Origin of the sequence: Tepidimonas fonticaldi, from assembly GCF_007556755.1 — a bacterium.
In the GTDB taxonomy this organism is placed as follows: Bacteria; Pseudomonadota; Gammaproteobacteria; order Burkholderiales; family Burkholderiaceae_C; genus Tepidimonas; species Tepidimonas fonticaldi.
This window is the reverse complement of record NZ_VJOO01000005.1, coordinates 137,072-154,751: the sequence shown is the minus strand read 5'-3', so window position 1 is coordinate 154,751 and position 17,680 is coordinate 137,072. Positions and strand designations below refer to the sequence as shown.

Genomic DNA, 17,680 nt, shown 5'->3' with positions numbered 1-17,680 from the left:
CCCCCGCTGTCCTCGACGCCCCCCTGTCCGCGGTGGACGCCATCGTGCAGCACCACCGTGCGCTGCGGATCGAGCGCGACGCCGACCCCACTGCCACCCCCGCCGATGGCACCGTGCAGGCCGTCGCCTATGCCGCGGCGCGTCGCCTCGGCTTCGTGGATGGGGATGCGCAGTGCGTGGCGCAGGCCTGGGCCCGGCGCAGCGCCCACCGCCCGTTCGACCCCGCCGACTGGCCGGACGATCCGGCGGATTTCGGGTTCGACCCGCCCGCGGCCCGCTTTGCCCCCTGCCCCCATCGGCTGGGGCTGTACGCCGTGTTGCCGGACGCGGCCTGGGTGGCCCGCATGGCGCGTGCCGGGGTGCCCACCCTGCAACTGCGCTTCAAACACCCCGATCCCGAACGCATCGCCCACGAAGTGCGCGCCGCCGTCGCCGCCGTGCGCGACACACCCGCGCGGCTGTTCATCAACGACCACTGGCGCGACGCCATCGACGCCGGCGCCTATGGCGTCCACCTGGGGCAAGAGGATCTGGACACCCTGACGACGGACGATCTGGCCCGCCTGCGCGACAGCGGGCTGCGCCTGGGGCTCAGCACCCACGGCTACGCCGAAATGGCGCGTGCCTGGCGCGTGGGGCCCAGCTACCTGGCGCTGGGGGCCGTGTTCCCCACCACACTCAAAGTCATGCCCACCGCCCCGCAGGGGCCGCAACGGCTGGCGCATTACGCCCGCGTGGCGCGCGACGTGCCCACGGTCGCCATCGGCGGCATCGGCCTGGCCGAGTTGCCCGCCATCGCAGCCAGCGGGGTGGGGTCGTTCGCCGTGGTGCGGGCCATCACCGGCGCAGAGGACCCCGAGGCAGCGGCGGCCACCCTGATGCACACCTGGGCCCGCCTGCAGACTGGCACGCAAGAGCAAAGGGCCGGCGAAGGGTTATAATGGAAGCTTGTTCCCCGATAGCTCAGTCGGTAGAGCGCCGGACTGTTAATCCGTAGGTCCCTGGTTCGAGCCCAGGTCGGGGAGCCAGCAAAATCAATGACTTAGCCCGCTTCGCGCGGGCTTTTTGCTTTTCCCTGCCGCTCACAACCGACTGAAATACTCCCGCCGCTCGAAGGCCTCGCGGTCCTCGGCCGCGGTGTAGCGCTGCCACTCCAGCCCCTTGATCTGGCGAATGTAGGCCACCCAGTCGTGGCCCAGCCGCTCGGCCAGCGCCGTGTCCTGGTCCAGGGCGTCGAGCGCCTCACCCAGGCTGGTCGGCAAAGGGGTGGCGGTCGAGCCGTACGGGTCCTCGGTGGCAGGCGGCGGCATCAGCCCCCGCTCCAGGCCGTCCAGTCCGGCTTCGATCTGCGCGGCCAGGTACAGGTAGGGATTGGCCGCCGGCTCGCCGATGCGGTTTTCGATCCGGGTGGCCGCATCGCCGCAACCACCGATGACGCGCAGCATGGCGCCGCGGTTGTCGCGCCCCCACTGCACCGACTGCGGGGCCAGCGCATGCGGGCGAAAGCGCCCGTAGCCATTGGCCGTGGGGGTGCAGAAAACGGCCATGCCGCGCGCATGCGCCAGCAGGCCGGCCAGATAGTGCGCGCCGGCGTCGGACAACACGCTGCGCGCGTCGCTGGGGGCGCAATCGGGCGCAGGCGCCGCGCGGCACATGGCGTTGGCACCAGTGGCCAGATCGACCAGCGACTGGTGCAAATGCCACCCGCTGGACATGATTTGGGCAAACGGCGGCCGGCACATGAACGTGGCGTGGTAGCCCGCCTCGCGCAGCGCCATGCGCACCGCGTTGCGAAACAGCACCATGTTGTCCGCCGCCGTCAACGCATCGGTGACGTCGAACACCGCCTCCACCTGGCTGGGGCCCATCTCGGCCTCCAGCGACGACAGCGGCAGGCCCAAGCCCTGCGCCGTCTGGCGCACGATGCGCAGGGCGGCGTCGGCCTGGTCCAGCCAAGCCTCGGAGAGCAACTGGTAGCCCGGGTGGATCATGCGCACCGCCGGGGGCTCGCCCGGCCAGGCGGCGCACCGCGGGTCGGTCTGCGCGCCGTCGTCCACGATGCGGTAGATGTGGAACTCGACCTCCAGCCCGCAGCGCAGGCCATAGCCCCGCGCGGCCAGGCGCTGCAAGGCGCGCTGCAACAGGCGGCGGCTGTCGAAGGGGACGGGCCGGCCGTCGGCAAACCACGCCTGCGCGCGCAGCCAGCCGGTGGAGGGCCGCCACGGCAGCACCCGGAAACTGGCCGGATCGGGCAGCAGCACCACATTGTTGGCTTGCCCGAAGCCGGGCAGATCGGCTGCCCCCCGGGCTGGAAAACCGGCCACGCCGTGCGGTCCGACGTGTCCTTGAGCAGCAGCGTGGATACCATGCCGACCCCGCCGTGCAAGGCGGCGCGAACGGCCGCCGGCGTCAGGGCCTTGGCGCGGGTGATGCCGTGAATGTCGCACCATGCCACCCGCACCAGATCCAACCCGCCGGACTCGATGGCGGCCAGCACCGCCTCGGCAGCGCGCTGCCGCTCGGGCGAGTGCTCGCCGCCGCGGAGGGCGAAATCGCTCATGCCGCCGTGGCCGCGCGACGGTCGGACGGATGGCCGGCCATTGGGTCTGCCCGCCGCTGCGACAGCCACGGCGCACGTCGCCGCTTGTCCTGGGCCTGCTGCTGCCACCAGCCGACCCAGTCACCGGCCGGGGCGATGCCGTCCACCGTATCGGGCCCGGCGATCTGATCGTGCAGCGTCGCATCCGCCACCCCGGGGGCCTCTCCCCCGGCCTGCACGGTGTCGATGGCCTGCAGCAGCAGACGCCGGTGCGCCATGATGACCTTGTCCGTCGTGCCCAAATGCTCCCGGGTGCGGTCCTGAATCGGGCCCATGCTCTCGACCGCCCATTGGTCGTGGACGTTGATGTCCTCTTCCCCCATCCCAAGGTAGGTGCGTTCGCGCTGCTCCCGCGGGTCGAACCCCCACTGGTTGTGGCGCCCAGCCTTGGGCAGGTAGTGCGGCGGTTCGATGAACTGCGCCCGCTGGGCGCGCATGGCCACCTTGTCCACCGGCTTGTCGAAGCTGGTGAAAAACGCATACCAGTAGGTGCGCGTGTCGTCCACGGGCACATGCATCTGGGTGATGGTGAGCGTCTCGGACAGCGGGATGACGAAGGTGTGCGGAAAAACGTCGTGCGTCACCCGAACATGGGTGAGCGCCTCGGTCATGGCCCGCAGCGTGGTGAGCTGAAAGCCCCACGGGCGCGGCTCGAAGCGGATGTCGGGGCGGTGGAACTCGCGCATGATGCGCGTCATGGGCCAGCGCTGGCCGTCGGCCTCGCCCAGGCTGGCGCTGCGGAACTGCTTGCCCGCCGCGTTATCCCCGATGGCCTCCAGAGGCGCATCGTTCAAGAAGCGGTGCAAAAACGACGTGTGCGCCGGATCGATGCCCACCTCGAAGGCCTGCAGCCAATTGCAGTGCCACAAGCCCTTGAAGGCAAACACATGGGTATCGGGCGCCACCCAACAGTCCAGCCGCGGCAGCGGTGGGGGCGAGCGCCCCTCCTCCCACAGCCACGCAAACAGCACCCCGCTGCGCTCGACGACCGGGTAGCTGCGCTGTCGCACCCGGTCGCACAGCGTGCTGCCCAGCGGCTCTGCCGGCGTCTCCAGACAGCGGCCGGTGGCGTCGAACTTCCAGCCATGGAAGGGACAGCGCACGCCATCCCCCTCGTGCCGGGCAAAGGCCAAATCGGCATTGCGGTGCGGGCAGTCCCGATCCAACAGGCCCCAGCGCCCGAGGTCGTCGCGGAACAGAATCATGTCCTGCCCCAGCACGCGCACGGCCTTCAGCGGGCGCTCGGCCATGCGGGAATCGAGGGCGGGGTCGAACTCCTCCGCCAAGGCCACCGGCTGCCAGTAGCGGCGCAACAGTGCTCCGCAGGGCGTTCCCGGCCCGATCCGGGTCAGACGTTCGTTCTGCTCGGCCTTCATGGGCAATGCGCCTCCTGCACACGCGACGTGGCAGATATAGCGCGCTCCTCCCGCGCTGTCCATGGCCGATGGCGCGCGCCGTTGACAGCCACCCACGATTCACTCACAATGGTGAACATTCATTCACTCGAGTATCGGTTCTTGCCATGTCGGACGATCAACACCTCAACGCCCTGCGGGTGTACTGGAAGGCGCACAAGGCCTTCCCCTCCATGGCGCGGCTGGCCGACGTGCTCGGGCTGTCGTCGTCGGGCGGCGTGTTCAAGGTGATCGGCCGGCTGGTGGACGCCGGCTACCTGGAGCGGGTGGATGGCCGCATCGCCCCGACACGCCAGTTTTTTGCGTTGCCGGTGCTGGGCCAAGTGCGGGCCGGGCTGCCACAGCCGGAAGACCAATCCGCCGGCCTGGAGAGCGTGGGGGTGGAGGACTATCTGATTCGCCACCCGGAGCGCACGGTGTTCTGCCGCGTCCGGGGCGACTCCATGAAGGACGCGGGCATGCTCGACGGCGACATGCTGGTGGTCGAGCGCAACCGCCCCACAAAGCCCGGCGACATCGTGGTGGCGGTGGTGGACAACGAGCTGACCGTCAAGCACCTGTACCCGCTCAAGGGCGCCGCGGGCTGGGTGCTCAAGCCCGCCAACCCCGACTACCCCGACATCATCGCGCACCAGTCGCTCGAGGTGCTGGGGGTGGTGGTCGGAGTGTTCCGGCGCCACGACTGACCCACTACCCCAGACGGAGACGATGCGACATGAGCCTCAAAGCCTGGATCCGCAAGCTCACCGGCAAAGGGGGCGCGCTCAACCGCGCCACCTCGGCCCGTGACGTGTGCCGCCTCAACGCGATCGCGATGGCGTCTCGGGTGTCGGTGTACGAACTCGACTGACGCCCGGGATCGCCACCGGTGGGCGCAGCGTCAGACCCGCTCGAAAATCGCGGCGATGCCTTGTCCGCCGCCGATGCACATGGTCACGAGGGCATAGCGGCCGTTGATGCGCTGCAGTTCGTGCAAGGCCTTGACGGTGATGAGCGCACCGGTCGCCCCGATCGGGTGACCCAGCGAGATGCCGGAACCGTTGGGATTGACCTTGGCCGGATCCAGCCCCAGGTCGCGCGTGACGGCACAGGCCTGAGCGGCAAAGGCCTCGTTGGCCTCGATGACGTCCAGATCGTTGACGCTCAGGCCCGCCTTTTGCAGCGCCAGGCGCGACGCCGGCACCGGGCCAATACCCATATATTTGGGGTCCACCCCGGCGTGCGCATAGGTCACCAGCCGCGCCATGGGCTTCAGGCCGCGGGCCTGCGCCGTGCGGGCGTCCATCAGCAGCACGGCCGCCGCCGCATCGTTGATGCCGGAAGCGTTGCCGGCCGTCACCGTGCCGTTTTCTTTCAGGAAAACGGGCTTGAGCTTGGCCAGTTCTTCCATCGTTGCGTTGGGACGGAAGTGCTCGTCGGTCGCATAGGCTACTTCGCCCTTGCGGGTCTTGATCGTCACGGGGATGATCTGGTCCTTGAAGTAACCCGCCTCGGTCGCCCGCTGGGCGCGTTGGTGGCTTTCCAGCGCCAGACGGTCCTGGTCCTCGCGGGTGATGCCCCATTTGGCGGCAATGTTCTCCGCCGTCACGCCCATGTGGATGTTGTGGAAAGGATCGTGCAACGCACCCACCATCATGTCCACCAGTTTGGTGTCCCCCATGCGGGCACCCCAGCGCGTGTTCAGGCTGGCAAAGGGGGCACGGCTCATGTTTTCGGCGCCACCGCCGATGGCGATGTCGCAGTCACCCAGCAGAATCGACTGCGCCGCCGACACGATGGCCTGCAGACCCGAGCCGCACAGGCGGTTGACGTTGAACGCGGGCGTGCCCTCGGCACAGCCGCCCTGGAGGGCTGCCACACGGGACAGATACATGTCCTTCGGCTCGGTGTTGACGACGTGACCAAAGACCACATGGCCGACGTCCTGCCCCGGCGTCTGGGCACGGGCCAAGGCCTCGCGCACCACGATGGCCCCCAGCTCGGTGGGGGGCACGTCTTTCAGGCTGCCGCCAAAGGTGCCGATGGCGGTGCGCACGGCGCTGACGACGACAACTTCACGGGTCATGACGGGGTCTCCGATAAATCAAAACAGGGGGCGATGCGCCACTGGACATCATAGCTGCCTGACGGTGGCACCCCCAGACGTTCGAGAAAAGCGCGCGGATCGTGCGTGGCGACAAAGGCCTCCAAAGCGTCACCCGGCACAGCGGGGCGACGCACGCCAGAATCTGTTCGAGTTTCTCTCCGGCTGGCTGGGCGGCCCGCCGCTGTATGCGCAGAAGCACGGCCACCCGCGCCTATGCACGCGCCTGGCGCTGGCCGATGCGCTGCAAACTGGCCGACCACATGGTCAACGTCACGCCGGCAACAGCCTGAGCGACACCATCCCCAAAATGGGGGATGGCCAAGGTCAACCCGAATTTATAGCATAGCTTTTTTATCGGATTTGACCTGCTGCCCTCATGCACCGTCAACCGCTACTGCCAGCTTCACCGACTTCCGAGACGGCAGGTGCGGCGTGGCCTTGGCCGGCGCCACCCGAGGCGCTGCTGGCGCTGGCCGCCGACTGGGTCTGGACAATGGACGCGCAGTTGCGCCTCGTGCGCATGGCACGAATCGACGGCCAGCCGTTGCCGTCCGGCCTGGAGCGGGCGCTGGGCGTGGCGCCGTGGGACAGTCCCTTGTTCGAGCCAGGCCTTGGTCAGTGGCGCCGCCACCGGCGGGTGCTGTGCTCACAGCGGCCGTTTGCGGGGCTGGAACTCGGCTGGCACCGCCCCGGTGAGTCGTTGCGGTGGTTTGCCATCAGCGGCATGCCACGCTGCGACGACCATGGATGTTTCGCCGGCTACATGGGCGTGGCGATGGACATCACCGCGCGCAAGCGCACCGAACAAACCTTGCGCGAGGTGCGGGCGGATCTGACGGCGACGCTGCGCGCCCTGCCGGACCTGATGTTCGAAGTCGACCGCGAGGGCACCTTCCACCACGTGCACGCTCCCCGGCCGGAGTTGCTGCTGGTGCCGCCGGACGCCATCGTCGGCCGCAACCAGCGCGACCTGCTGCCACCGGGGACCCTGCGCGAGGCCGAGCTGAGCGAGCTGGCGTTCTACGACGCGTTGACCGGGCTGCCCAACCGCCGGCTGCTGCTGGACCGCATCGAGCAAACACTGCTGCGCCAGGCACGCGAGCCGTCGTGGTGCGCACTGCTGTTCATCGACCTGGACGATTTCAAACGGGTCAACGATCACCACGGCCACGGCGTCGGCGACCAGGTGCTGACCGTGGTGGCGCAGCGTTTGCGCGCCAGCGTGCGCGAGACGGACCCCCTGGGGCGGTTGGCCGGCGACGAGTTTGTCGCCTTGCTGCCTGACCTGGGCGAGAACGCCGCTGCGGCGCGCCGGGTAGCGCAACGGGTGGCGCGTACACTCGTGCGCACGCTGGGCACCCCACTGCACGACCGCCCGGCGATCACGCCGTCCGCCAGCGTCGGGGTGCTGATGTTCCGCGGTCACCACGCCGTGGCGGACCTGCTGGCGCAGGCCGACTGGCTGATGTACCGCGCCAAGGACGCCGGCAAGGGTCAGCTGACCCTGCGCTGGTACGGCCGTGAAGCGCCCACACCCGCCCCCCGCCCCCCGCCCGCCGGCACCGCGGCTGACGCCTCAGCCGCGGCGCAAGGCAGCGTCGAGCTGCTCGACCACCCCGGCCCAGTCGGCGTCCTCGCACACCGCCTCACGCAGAAACCGTGCCTGCGCCGGGGTCCACCAAGGCGCATCGGCCAGCGCGACGCCAGCCGGCAACGGTGCGTGCGTCTGCACGAAAGCCTCGATCGAGGCCGCATCGTCGGGCAGGCCAAGCTGCCGGAACAGTTCACTCAGGGGGTGGAACGTCTGCTGCATCGCGTCGATCCTTTCGTTGTCAACCGCCTCAGTAACCGCTGTCGTAACCCGCCAGGTTCTCAAAGCGGGTCAGCGCGTTGAGGAACGCCAGCTTGACGGTGCCCGTGGGGCCGTTGCGCTGCTTGCCGATGATGATCTCGGCCACGCCCGGTTCCTTGCACTGGTCCTTGGTGTAGTACTCGTCGCGGTAGATGAACATGATGATATCCGCGTCCTGCTCGATCGCACCCGATTCGCGCAAATCGGACATCATCGGCCGCTTGTCGGTGCGCTGCTCGACCCCGCGGTTGAGCTGCGACAGCGCGATCACCGGGCACTGCAGTTCCTTGGCCAACATCTTCAGGCCGCGCGAGATTTCACCCAGCTCGGTCGCGCGGTTTTCGCCGTCGCTGTTGGTGCCGCTCATGAGCTGCAGATAGTCCACCACGATCAATCCGAGCTTGCCGCACTGGCGCGCCAGCCGGCGCGCGTTGGCTCGCAGCTCGGACGGCGTCAGGCCCGGCGTCTCGTCGATGTAGAGCGAGATGTTGCGCAGCTTTTCGATCGCTTCGGTCAGGCGCGGCCACTCGTCGGGTGTGAGCTTGCCGGTGCGCAAATGCCCTTGGTTGATGCGGCCGATGGAGCCGACCACCCGCACCGCCAGCTGCGCCGCGCCCATTTCCATCGAAAACACCGCCACCGGCAACCCCTCGTTGAGGGCCACGTGCTCGGCGATGTTGATCGCAAACGCGGTGTTGTGGGTGACGATGTCGCCGTCGGTGATGTACAGGCGTGACGGGTGGCTGACGGCGATGCACTGGCACTCGGCCTCGCGGCTCGGCTCGATGGCGACGATGTTGAGCCGTTTCTGGCGCATCCGCTGGGGTTGCAGCCGCGCCTGTTTGTCCGACAGCAGCAGCAACTGGTCTGGCTGCGGGTGGGCGATGTTGAGCACGTGCGCCGGGCGGCCGGGGTGGACCTGCCCTTGCGCGTCGCGAAACGTCGTCGCGCGGACATGCACGCGGCACCAGCCGCCCAGCGAGCGCACCAGCTCGGCCACGTCCTGCGCCAGCTGGGGGCTGGCGGTCGCGAAGCGGATGCTGCCCCAGCGCTCGACCCAGCCGCCGGTGTCCAGCAACCCGCGCAGCAGGTCCAGTCGCGCCGAGCGGGACGCCTCGAGGTACGGACGCGGGATGAACTTGTGCTCGCTCGACACGCCGGTCAGCCCCAGCGCATCCAGCGCCTGGCGCAGCGGGTTCGGCAGCACGCCGGCCTGACCGGCCGTGTGCGCACCACCGCGGCGCACGATGCGGTGGTCCACGGCCGAAGCGGCGCTGAGCGCGAGCTCCCCGCCCAGCCGTTCGGCCAGGCGCTGCAGCATCTCGTCCGACGCGGTGGCAAAGCGCACCGTCCCGCGGCCGGTCAGGTTGCCGTCGCCCAGCAGCGCCCCGAGCACCCACGGGTCGATCGGCAGCGGCTCCTGGTGGCCGAACTCGCCGCTGTGCGGCTCGATCCAGACGCGGTTGCGGTAGCGCGCCTTGCCGAGCAGCACGATGAGCTCCGCGGTGCTGAGCACGCGCGGCCCGGTCCAGTGGCGGCAGTGCACCTGCCACAGGTGCTCGGCGCAGCATTCGGTGCTGCGCCCATCCGACAGCGTGACGCGGTACAGCGCGCGCCGCCCCTGCGGGTAGATACCGGTCACGATCGACGGGCGCCCGTCGACCGAGGCCAGCGCGTCGCCGACGCGCAGCTCGCCCATGCGCTTCCAGCCGGTGAGCGTGCGCACGCGGGCGTCCAGCGGCTGCGCCTTGCCCATACTGGGGCGCGCCGCCAGCACGATCAGGTCGCCCGGCTGCAGCCCGGCGGTCATGCGGTCCAGGTCGATGAAGCCGGTGGGGACCCCGGTGATGTCGTTGGGGTTGTCGGCCATCTCCTGCACGCGGTCGAGCAGCTCCACCACCAGCTTGTCCATCGACTGGAAGCCCTGCTTCATGCGGCTGCCTTCTTCGCCGATCGACAGGATCTTCTGCTCGGCCTCGTCCAGGATGGTGGCCACCGCCTTGCCGCGCGGCGCAAACGCCTGCGAGGCGATGTCGTCGCTGGCGGCGATCAGCTTGCGCAGGATGGCGCGCTCGCGCACGATCTCGGCGTAGCGACGGATGTTGGCGGCGCTGGGCACGAACTGCGCCAGCTGGTTCAGGTACGCCAGCCCCCCCACGTCGTCGGCGCGGCCCAGGCTGGCCAAGTGCTCGTACACCGTGATGACGTCGGCCGGCTTGTTGGCGTTGATCAAGGCGGCGATCGACTCGAACACCCGCTGGTGCTCGGGGCGGTAAAAGTCGGTTTCGGTCACCAGATCCGCCACACGATCCCAGGCCCCGTTGTCCAGCAACAGGCCGCCCAGCACGCTGGACTCGGCCTCCAGCGAGTGCGGCGGCACGCGCAACTGGGTGAGCTGCGGGTCGTCGTAGTGGGGCACGACCGGATCGGTCGGCAGAGGGTAAGACAGTTCGTCGCTCATTGGTCCGGATTGTGGCAGCACGCCGCCGGGCGCGGGCAGGGGGCCCGGCGATACGGTCAGCGGGGCACGGCGTCGCCCGGCGGTGGCGCCCCTAGGCGTTCGAGGAAGGCGCGCGGATCGTGCGCGGCGACGAAAGCCTCGAAGGCGTCGGCGGGCACGGCCGGACTGACCAGCCAGCCCTGCAGATGGTCGCAGCCCGCCTGCGCCAAAAAGCGCGCCTGCTCCCATGTCTCCACCCCCTCGGCCAGGGTCTGCATGCCCAGCGTCTGCGCCAACTGGACGATGGCGCGGATGATGGCCTCGTCGTCCGGGTCCCGCCCGATGTCGGTGACGAAGGAGCGATCGATCTTGAGCTTGTAGAAACCCAGCTTTTTCAGATAGCCCAGCGACGAATGGCCGGTTCCGAAGTCGTCGATGGACACCCGCACCGACAGCTCGGCCAGCCGGGCCAGGATGGCGGCGGCCGCAGCGGGCTCGCCCATGGGGATGGACTCGGTCAGCTCCAGCTCCAGGCGCTGCGCGGGTAAGCCCTCGCGCTGCAAAACGTCGCGGACGGTGTCCACGAAGTCCCGGTGCCGGAATTGCACGGCGGAGATGTTGACCGCCACCGTCAATCCATCCCCAGGGATGCGCCAATGGCGGGCCTGCCGCGCCGCGGTCGACAGAACCCAGCGACCCAGCTCCAGAATGCGTCCGGTGTTCTCGGCCACCGGCACGAACTCCGCCGGCGAGACATCGCCCAGCTCCGGGTGGCGCCAGCGCAACAGGGCCTCGGCCGCGACCACGCGGCCGGTGCGCAGCGACACGAGCGGCTGGTAATGCACGACCATTTGCTCCAGCTCCACCGCGCGCGCCAGCGCCGTGGACAGCGCCAGCAGCCGATCGGATCGCGCCTGCAGCTCCGGCGTGAAGAAACGAAAATCGTTGCGCCCTGCCGCCTTGGCCTGGTACATGGCCGCGTCGGCTTTGCGCAGCAGCACATCGGCCTCGGTTCCATCGTCCGGGAACAGGGCGACGCCAATGGAGAGCCCGACGCTGATCTCGCTGTGCGCCACGTGCACGGGCGCGCGCATCGCCTCGATGAGGCGCTGGGCGAAGTGGGTGGCCCCGGCCGCGTCGGTTTCGGCGAGGATGACGACGAACTCGTCCCCACCCATGCGGCTGGCGATGTCCGATGACCGGCACACCCCCTGCAAGCGCTGCGCCACCTGGACCAGGAGCTGGTCGCCCGCCTCGTGGCCCAAGGAGTCGTTGATGGTCTTGAAGTGATCCAGATCGACGAACACCACCGCCAGCGCGTGCGCGTTGCGCTGCGCCAGCGCCAGGTGCTGCTCGAGCAATTGGTGCAACTGCGTGCGGTTGGGCAGGCCGGTCAGTTGGTCGAAGTGCGCGAGTTGCTCGATGCGGGCCTGGGCGGCCTTGCGCTCGCTGATGTCGCGCGTGACGCCATGGATCTCCACCGCGCCGGTCAGCGGATCTTCGACGTAGTTGACGACCACCTCCGTCCAGACCAGCGAGCCGTCTTTGCGCGGCTGGGGCAGCTCGCGGACCACGACGTCCTCCGGGCGCAGGCGCCCCGCCCGAAAGTCGCTCAGATCGCGCTGGATCTGCGCGCGCAGCTCGCTGGCCACATCGGGCGGCAGCGCGGCATCGAAAGGTTGCGCCATGACCTCCTGCGGCGTATAGCCGCGCAGCCGCTCGACGCTGGGGCTGACGTAGGTGAAGCGCATGGTCTGCGGGTCCAGGGTCCAGATGACGTCCCGGATGGATTCGGTGATGCGGCGGTAGCGCTGTTCGCTGCGGCGCAGTTCCACGACCAGGTGGCGGCGCTCCTCGTCCCGCGCGAGCTTGTCCAACCCGTATTCCAGCGCCCTGGCCATGCGCAGCAGCAAGACCTGGGTCTGCTCGTCGAAGGCGTTGATCGCCTGCGCGTAGAGCACCAGCACGCCCTCCACCCCGTCGCCCCGGCGCAGGGGAATGGCTGCGAGCGAACGCCAGCCGTGCACCTGGGCCACGGCATGCCAGGGCGCGAGCCGCGGATCGGCCAGATAGTCCTGGCACCAGTAGGGGGCCCCCGTCTGCACGGCATGCGCCACCGGGCCGGCGGGTTGCGACGGGTCCTGCGCTTGCAGGGGCAGGACCAGATGGCGCAGCACCTCCTGGCCCAGGCCGTACCACGCCTGTGGCCGCACGGTTTGCGTGCTGCGGTCGATCCAGCCCACCCACGCCAGCGCCAGTCCACCCACCGCCACGGCGGCCTCGCACACCCCGGCGATCATGCGGTCGGCGTGGGCGGCGCGGATGACCGCCTCGTTGGCCTGCCCCAGCGCCGCGTACAGGCGCGAGACGTGGTGCACCCGCATCTCGGCGTTGCGGCGATCGGTGATGTCGCGCGCCAACACCAGCGCGGTGGGGTTGCCCGCGTCCGATGCCTTGCGGGCAACGGACAGCTCGAACCAACGCGGGCCCGTCGGCGTCTGCACGGCGAGCACATGGCCATGGCTGACGCCCGCCTCCAGGGCTTGCCGCACCGCCCCCAAAAACTCCAGCGCCGTGTCGGGGAGCAGCAGATCCTGCACGAAGCGCCCCACCCACTGCGGCCCGAGCACCGCCTCCGCACCGGGGGACACGGCGTGCACCGCGGTGCAACGGCCCTCGGCATCGATTTCGCACAGGGTATCGGGAATCGCCTGCAGCGTGGCCCGCAGGTTGTGGTGCGCGGCCTGCAAGTCGGCCACCGCCCGGCGCACCCGGCGGCGCAACCACACCACCGCCACCCCCAGGCCCGCCCCCAGCGCTGCCGCACCGGCCAGCGCCTTGGGCACCCAGTCGGGCAGCACGGCCTCGGCGGGTGGCCCGATCCAGCGCCGCAACGCCTGGAAATACGGCGATCGGTCGTCGGCCTGCCAAGCGCGCAGCCGCCGGTCGATGGCCTCCAACACCGCCGTGTGGCGCCCTTTGGGCGCGGCGATGAAGAGCTTGGACGGGTTCCACATGATCGGCGTGATGACCAGCCCATACCGCCCCGACTGGTAGCCGCCAAAAAAGTGATTGACCGCGGCCAGATCCGCGCGCCCATCCGCCACCGCTTGAAAGGCTTGGGCAAACGACGCGACGGGCACCAGCTCGGCCTGGATGCCGAAGCCGCTCAACATCGCGCGCAAGGTCGATTCCTGCACACTGTCGCGCAGCACCGCGATGCGCAGACCCTGCACGTCCAGCACCGTATTGACGGCCAAGCCCGGACGCCGGTAGAGCTGTGACCAGCTCTGCAACGCCGGCGTTTGGTGGAAGGCAAACCGCCGCAGCCGCTCATCGGTTTGCGCCATGTCGGGCATCAAATCCAGATCGCCGCGCTCCAACTGCGCCAGGCAGTCGCTCCATTCGCAGCGGACGAACTGCAGGGTCCACCCCTCCTGGGCCGCCATGGCCCGCAGCAGGTCCGGGAAAATTCCGCTGGCCTCGCCGTGCGGCGAGGTGAAGAGCTTGGGCTCATTCTCGTACAGGCCCACGCGCAGGGTCTGCGCGTGCGCGGGCCATGCCAACATCAGCGCGCCCAGCATCAGCAGGAAGCGCAGCCAGGGGGTCGGCGAGCGCAGCGGGTCCATGGTGCAATGCCGCAACGATAGCACGCGCTCGTCCGCTGCGGCCCCGTGCGTGGCATGGCCCCGTGGTACGCTTGCCAGCGGTTCGTATGGGCGCTTTGCGCCGTGGGTACGCTCCGCCCAACCCTCATGGTCACTTTTTCCATTGCGCGCGCACCGGGCTTCAGGGCCTTCGTGCTGTGGCTCATCGCCCTGTTGCTGGGTGTAGGTCTGGCGCAACTCTTGCCCCCGCCCCCGCAGGCCGAGGGTTTGGCAGGCTACGTTCCGCTGCACACCCTCCTCGAAATGGTGGCGGTGGCAATTGCGGTGATGATCTTCGGCATCACCTGGGAGACCCACCCCTACCGATCGGACGGCCGGACGCTGGTGCTGGGCGTGGGGTTTTTGGGTGTGGCGCTGCTGGACATCGGGCACACCCTGTCCTACCACGGCATGCCCGACTTTTTGACCCCCAACACGGTCGAAAAGGCGATCAACTTCTGGCTGGCGGCGCGCACGCTGGCCGCCGGGGTGCTGTTGTTCGTGGTGTTCTGGCCCGCGCGATGGGACGCGCGGCTTCTGCGCCTGCCCCGGCACGCGCTGCTGGTGGCGTGCGTGGCACTGGCCATCGGGCTGAGCTATGTGTTCCTCTTTCACGGCGACCGCCTGCCCGCGACCTATGTGGCGGGCAGCGGGCTGACGCCTTTCAAGGTGGGGTACGAATACGCGTTGATCGCGCTCTACGTCCTTGCTGGCCTGGGCTGGCTCGCCCGCTCGTCGACGGGCCCCACCCCCACGGTGTGGAATCTGGCGCTGGCCGCCTTGGCCATGGCGATGAGCGAGTATTTCTTCACGCTCTACGCCCTGGCCACGGACGTCTACAACCTGCTGGGGCATGTCTACAAGATCGTCGCCTACGGCTTTTTGTACCGCGGGCTGTTCGCCTCCACCATCGCGCAGCCGTATCTGGCGCTGCAACGATCACAATCCGAGTTGCAAGCCACGATCAGCACCTTGCCCGATCTGCTGTTCGAGATGGACGCCCGGGGCGTCTATCTGGCCATCCATGCGCGGGAACGCCATGCACTCACGGCCCCGCCGAGCGAGTTGCTGGGCCGCAATCTGCAGGCGGTCATGCCACCAGACGCCGCACAGCAGTGCTTTGCCGCGATGGACGAGGCGCGCCGCACCGGGATTTCGCGCGGGCGGCGGATCCGCCTGCCGCTGCCGCAGGGGCCGCGGTTTTTCGAGCTGTCGGTGGTCCTGAAGCCACCCAGCGGCCCGCCGGACCGGCGGGAGCCCACCTTTTTGGTACTGTCGCGGGACGTCACCGAAACCGTGCACAACGAGCAGCGCATCGAGCGCGAAGCCCGGCTGAACGCCGCCATCCTGGACCTGCGCGACCATGTCGATCGGGAGCAGGAAAGCGAGTTTTTTCGCCGCGGCGTGGAGCACGCGGAGCGGCTGACGGGCAGCGTGATCGGGTTCGTCCACCTGGTCCACGAGGACCAGGACACCATCGAACTGGTGTCCTGGTCGTCGAGCACACTGCAAAACTACTGCACCGCCACCTACGACCGGCACTACCCCGTCAGCCGCGCCGGCATCTGGGCGGAGGCCTTGCGGCAGCGCCGCGCCGTCGTTTTCAACGACTATGCGCAGGCACCGGAGCGGCGCGGCCTGCCCCCGGGCCATGCGCCGCTGCAGCGGCTGGTGAGCCTGCCCGTGGTGCGGGGCGACCGTGTGGAACTGCTGATGGGCGTGGGCAACAAGCCCGAGGACTACACCGACGCCGACGTCGAGCTGCTGCAGCGGCTGGCCGACACCCTGTGGTCGCTGGTGACCCAACGGCGCCAGCAGGCGCTCATTCTGCGCCTGTCGCAGGCACTGGAGCAAAGCCCCTACCCCGTGCTGATCACCGACACCCATGGGGCGATCCAGTACGTCAACCGCGCATTCACCCAGGTCAGCGGCTACGAGGCGGCCGAGGTGATCGGCGCCAATCCCCGGCTGTTTCAGTCGGGCCAGACCCCGCCCGAGACCTACGCCGGGCTGTGGCAGACACTGGAGCGTGGCCAGCCGTGGGAAGGCGAATTCATCAACCGGCGCAAAGACGGCGGCATCTATTTCGAAAAGGCTGCCATCTACCCGATTCGCGACGAGTCCGGGCAGCTCACCCACTACGTCGCGCACATGGAGGACGTGAGCCTGCGGCGCGAGGTCGAGCAACGCATCCGCAACCTGTCCGACTTCGACCCGTTGACGGGTTTGATGAACAAGAAGGCCTTCGAGGAGCGGCTGCACAGCGAGGTGCACCTGGCACGCAGCCGTGGCGAGCCGCTGTCGCTGCTGTGGTTCAACCTGGACAACTTCAAAGTGGTCAACGAATCCCTGGGCCACCCGGTGGGTGACGAGCTGCTGGTGGAGACCGCGCACCGCCTGCGCGAGGCACTCGGCCCCGACACGGCCCTGGCGCGCTACGCGGGTGACTCCTTCGTCGCGTTGATGCCGCGCGCACCGCAAAGTGCGGTGGCCCTGTCGGCGCGCGCCGCCCTGCAGGCCGTGCAGGCGCCGCTGACCGTGCGCGACAACCTGCTCTCGGTCGGGGCCTCGGTCGGCATCGCGGTCTTTCCGGCCGATGCGGACAGCGCCACGGCCCTGGTATCCGCCGCGGAAAGCGCCATGTTCCGCATGAAGCAGGAGGGCCGCAACGGCCTGCGCTTCTTCTCGCCGGATCTGCAGGCCAACACCCAGCGCTCGCTCGAACTGGCAGCGGCCCTCAAGGGCGCGATTGCGGCCAACGAGCTGTTTTTGGTGTTTCAGCCCCAGATGGCGCTGCGCGACGGCCGCCTCACCGGGGCCGAGGCCCTGTTGCGCTGGCAGCACCCCAAATGGGGGGCGGTGTCGCCGGCGGAATTCATTCCATTGGCGGAACAGACGGGCAGCATCGTGCCCATCGGCCGGTGGGTGCAGCGGCAGGCGCTGCGGACGGTGCGCGCCTGGGACGAAGCCGGCTTGCCCCCCATCACCCTGGCCATCAACGTATCGGCGGTGCAGTTTGCGCAGACCGAGCTGGTCGATGAGCTGTGCACCATGGCGCGCGACGCGGGCGTGCCGCCCGAGCGCATCGAGATCGAACTGACCGAGGCGGTCGCCTTGCGCGACCCAGTGGCCGCGGGCAAGACGCTGCAGCGCCTGCACGACGCGGGCTTTCGCCTGTCGATCGACGACTTCGGCACGGGGTACTCGTCGCTGAGCTATCTGCGCGATTTCTCGGTCAACAAGCTGAAGATCGACCGCTCGTTCGTCCGCGACATCGCCCACGACGAGATGGCGCGCCGGCTGGTCCGGACGATGGTGGACATGGCGCACGCCCTGGGCATGACGGCCATCGCCGAAGGGGTGGAAACGGACGAGCAGCGCGCGCATCTGCAAGCCTGCGGATGCGACGAAATCCAGGGCTTTCTGTACAGCCGGCCGCTGGAGGCGGACGCCTTTGTGGCATTCGCCCGCGCCAACGCCCGCCCCTGACCGGGCACAAACAACACCCGGCACAAAAAACAAAGGCCCGGAGGTGACTCCGGGCCTTTGTGCTGTTGGTGTTTGGTAGGCGCGATTGGACTCGAACCAACGACCCCCACCATGTCAAGGTGGTGCTCTAACCAGCTGAGCTACGCGCCTGT

Annotated in this window: 11 protein-coding genes, 2 tRNA genes and 1 pseudogene; 7 read left to right on the top strand and 7 right to left on the bottom strand. The window is 69.0% G+C overall.

Annotated features, from left to right (window positions below):
* Positions 1 to 23: 23 nt before the first annotated feature.
* Positions 24 to 941 (top strand): thiamine phosphate synthase, encoded by a 918-nt coding sequence (gene thiE / locus Tfont_RS04670; RefSeq protein ID WP_143968581.1) that lies wholly within the window; start codon positions 24 to 26, stop codon positions 939 to 941.
* An 11-nt stretch (positions 942 to 952) separates the two neighbouring features.
* Positions 953 to 1,028: transfer RNA gene (locus tag Tfont_RS04665), tRNA-Asn, on the top strand.
* A gap of 54 nt (positions 1,029 to 1,082) precedes the next feature.
* Here Tfont_RS04665 and Tfont_RS04660 read toward each other — a convergent pair.
* Positions 1,083 to 2,324: a glutamine synthetase family protein gene (locus Tfont_RS04660; RefSeq protein ID WP_260682260.1), complete on the bottom strand. Its 1,242-nt coding sequence runs from the start codon at positions 2,322 to 2,324 to the stop codon at positions 1,083 to 1,085.
* Positions 2,325 to 2,556: 232 nt separating this feature from the next.
* On the bottom strand, positions 2,557 to 3,975 hold the full coding sequence (locus Tfont_RS04655; protein ID WP_143968566.1) for a Rieske 2Fe-2S domain-containing protein: 1,419 nt from the start codon (positions 3,973 to 3,975) through the stop codon (positions 2,557 to 2,559).
* A gap of 146 nt (positions 3,976 to 4,121) precedes the next feature.
* Between Tfont_RS04655 and Tfont_RS04650 the strand changes: the two genes are divergently transcribed.
* Positions 4,122 to 4,700, top strand: coding sequence for a LexA family protein (locus tag Tfont_RS04650; RefSeq protein ID WP_068609461.1), 579 nt, complete (start codon positions 4,122 to 4,124; stop codon positions 4,698 to 4,700).
* Positions 4,701 to 4,729: 29 nt separating this feature from the next.
* Entirely contained in the window at positions 4,730 to 4,864 is a 135-nt protein-coding gene (locus Tfont_RS14680; protein ID WP_260682259.1) for a hypothetical protein, read from the top strand.
* A gap of 30 nt (positions 4,865 to 4,894) precedes the next feature.
* Here the strand turns inward: Tfont_RS14680 and bktB are convergent, their stop codons facing one another.
* Positions 4,895 to 6,079: a beta-ketothiolase BktB gene (gene bktB, locus Tfont_RS04645; RefSeq protein WP_068609459.1), complete on the bottom strand. Its 1,185-nt coding sequence runs from the start codon at positions 6,077 to 6,079 to the stop codon at positions 4,895 to 4,897.
* Here bktB and Tfont_RS04640 point away from each other — a divergent pair.
* Together Tfont_RS04640 and Tfont_RS14675 are read left to right on the top strand one after the other, a co-directional pair.
* Complete coding sequence (locus Tfont_RS04640; protein ID WP_313906458.1) at positions 5,982 to 6,446, top strand: globin domain-containing protein; 465 nt, start codon at positions 5,982 to 5,984, stop codon at positions 6,444 to 6,446. The genes bktB and Tfont_RS04640 overlap by 98 nt on opposite strands.
* 30 nt (positions 6,447 to 6,476) lie before the next feature.
* Positions 6,477 to 7,592: pseudogene (locus Tfont_RS14675) on the top strand (diguanylate cyclase domain-containing protein); the annotation flags it as partial.
* Between the two features lie 84 nt (positions 7,593 to 7,676).
* On the opposite strand, the gene Tfont_RS14670 reads toward Tfont_RS14675, so the two are convergent.
* From Tfont_RS14670 to Tfont_RS04625, 3 genes are read right to left on the bottom strand one after another with little or no spacing between them, the layout of a single operon-like run.
* Positions 7,677 to 7,913, bottom strand: a complete 237-nt coding sequence (locus tag Tfont_RS14670; RefSeq protein WP_260682263.1) for a DUF2789 domain-containing protein — start codon at positions 7,911 to 7,913, stop codon at positions 7,677 to 7,679.
* A 28-nt stretch (positions 7,914 to 7,941) separates the two neighbouring features.
* Complete coding sequence (gene dnaB, locus Tfont_RS04630; protein WP_143968563.1) at positions 7,942 to 10,413, bottom strand: replicative DNA helicase; 2,472 nt, start codon at positions 10,411 to 10,413, stop codon at positions 7,942 to 7,944.
* A 56-nt stretch (positions 10,414 to 10,469) separates the two neighbouring features.
* Positions 10,470 to 14,021, bottom strand: a complete 3,552-nt coding sequence (locus tag Tfont_RS04625) for an EAL domain-containing protein (RefSeq protein WP_143968562.1) — start codon at positions 14,019 to 14,021, stop codon at positions 10,470 to 10,472.
* Between the two features lie 126 nt (positions 14,022 to 14,147).
* On the opposite strand from Tfont_RS04625, the gene Tfont_RS04620 reads away from it, so the two are divergent.
* Positions 14,148 to 17,528 (top strand): bifunctional diguanylate cyclase/phosphodiesterase, encoded by a 3,381-nt coding sequence (locus Tfont_RS04620; RefSeq protein WP_143968561.1) that lies wholly within the window; start codon positions 14,148 to 14,150, stop codon positions 17,526 to 17,528.
* A 73-nt stretch (positions 17,529 to 17,601) separates the two neighbouring features.
* On the opposite strand, the gene Tfont_RS04615 is transcribed toward Tfont_RS04620, so the two are convergent.
* A tRNA-Val gene (locus tag Tfont_RS04615) sits at positions 17,602 to 17,678 on the bottom strand.
* Between the last annotated feature and the right edge of the window lie 2 nt (positions 17,679 to 17,680).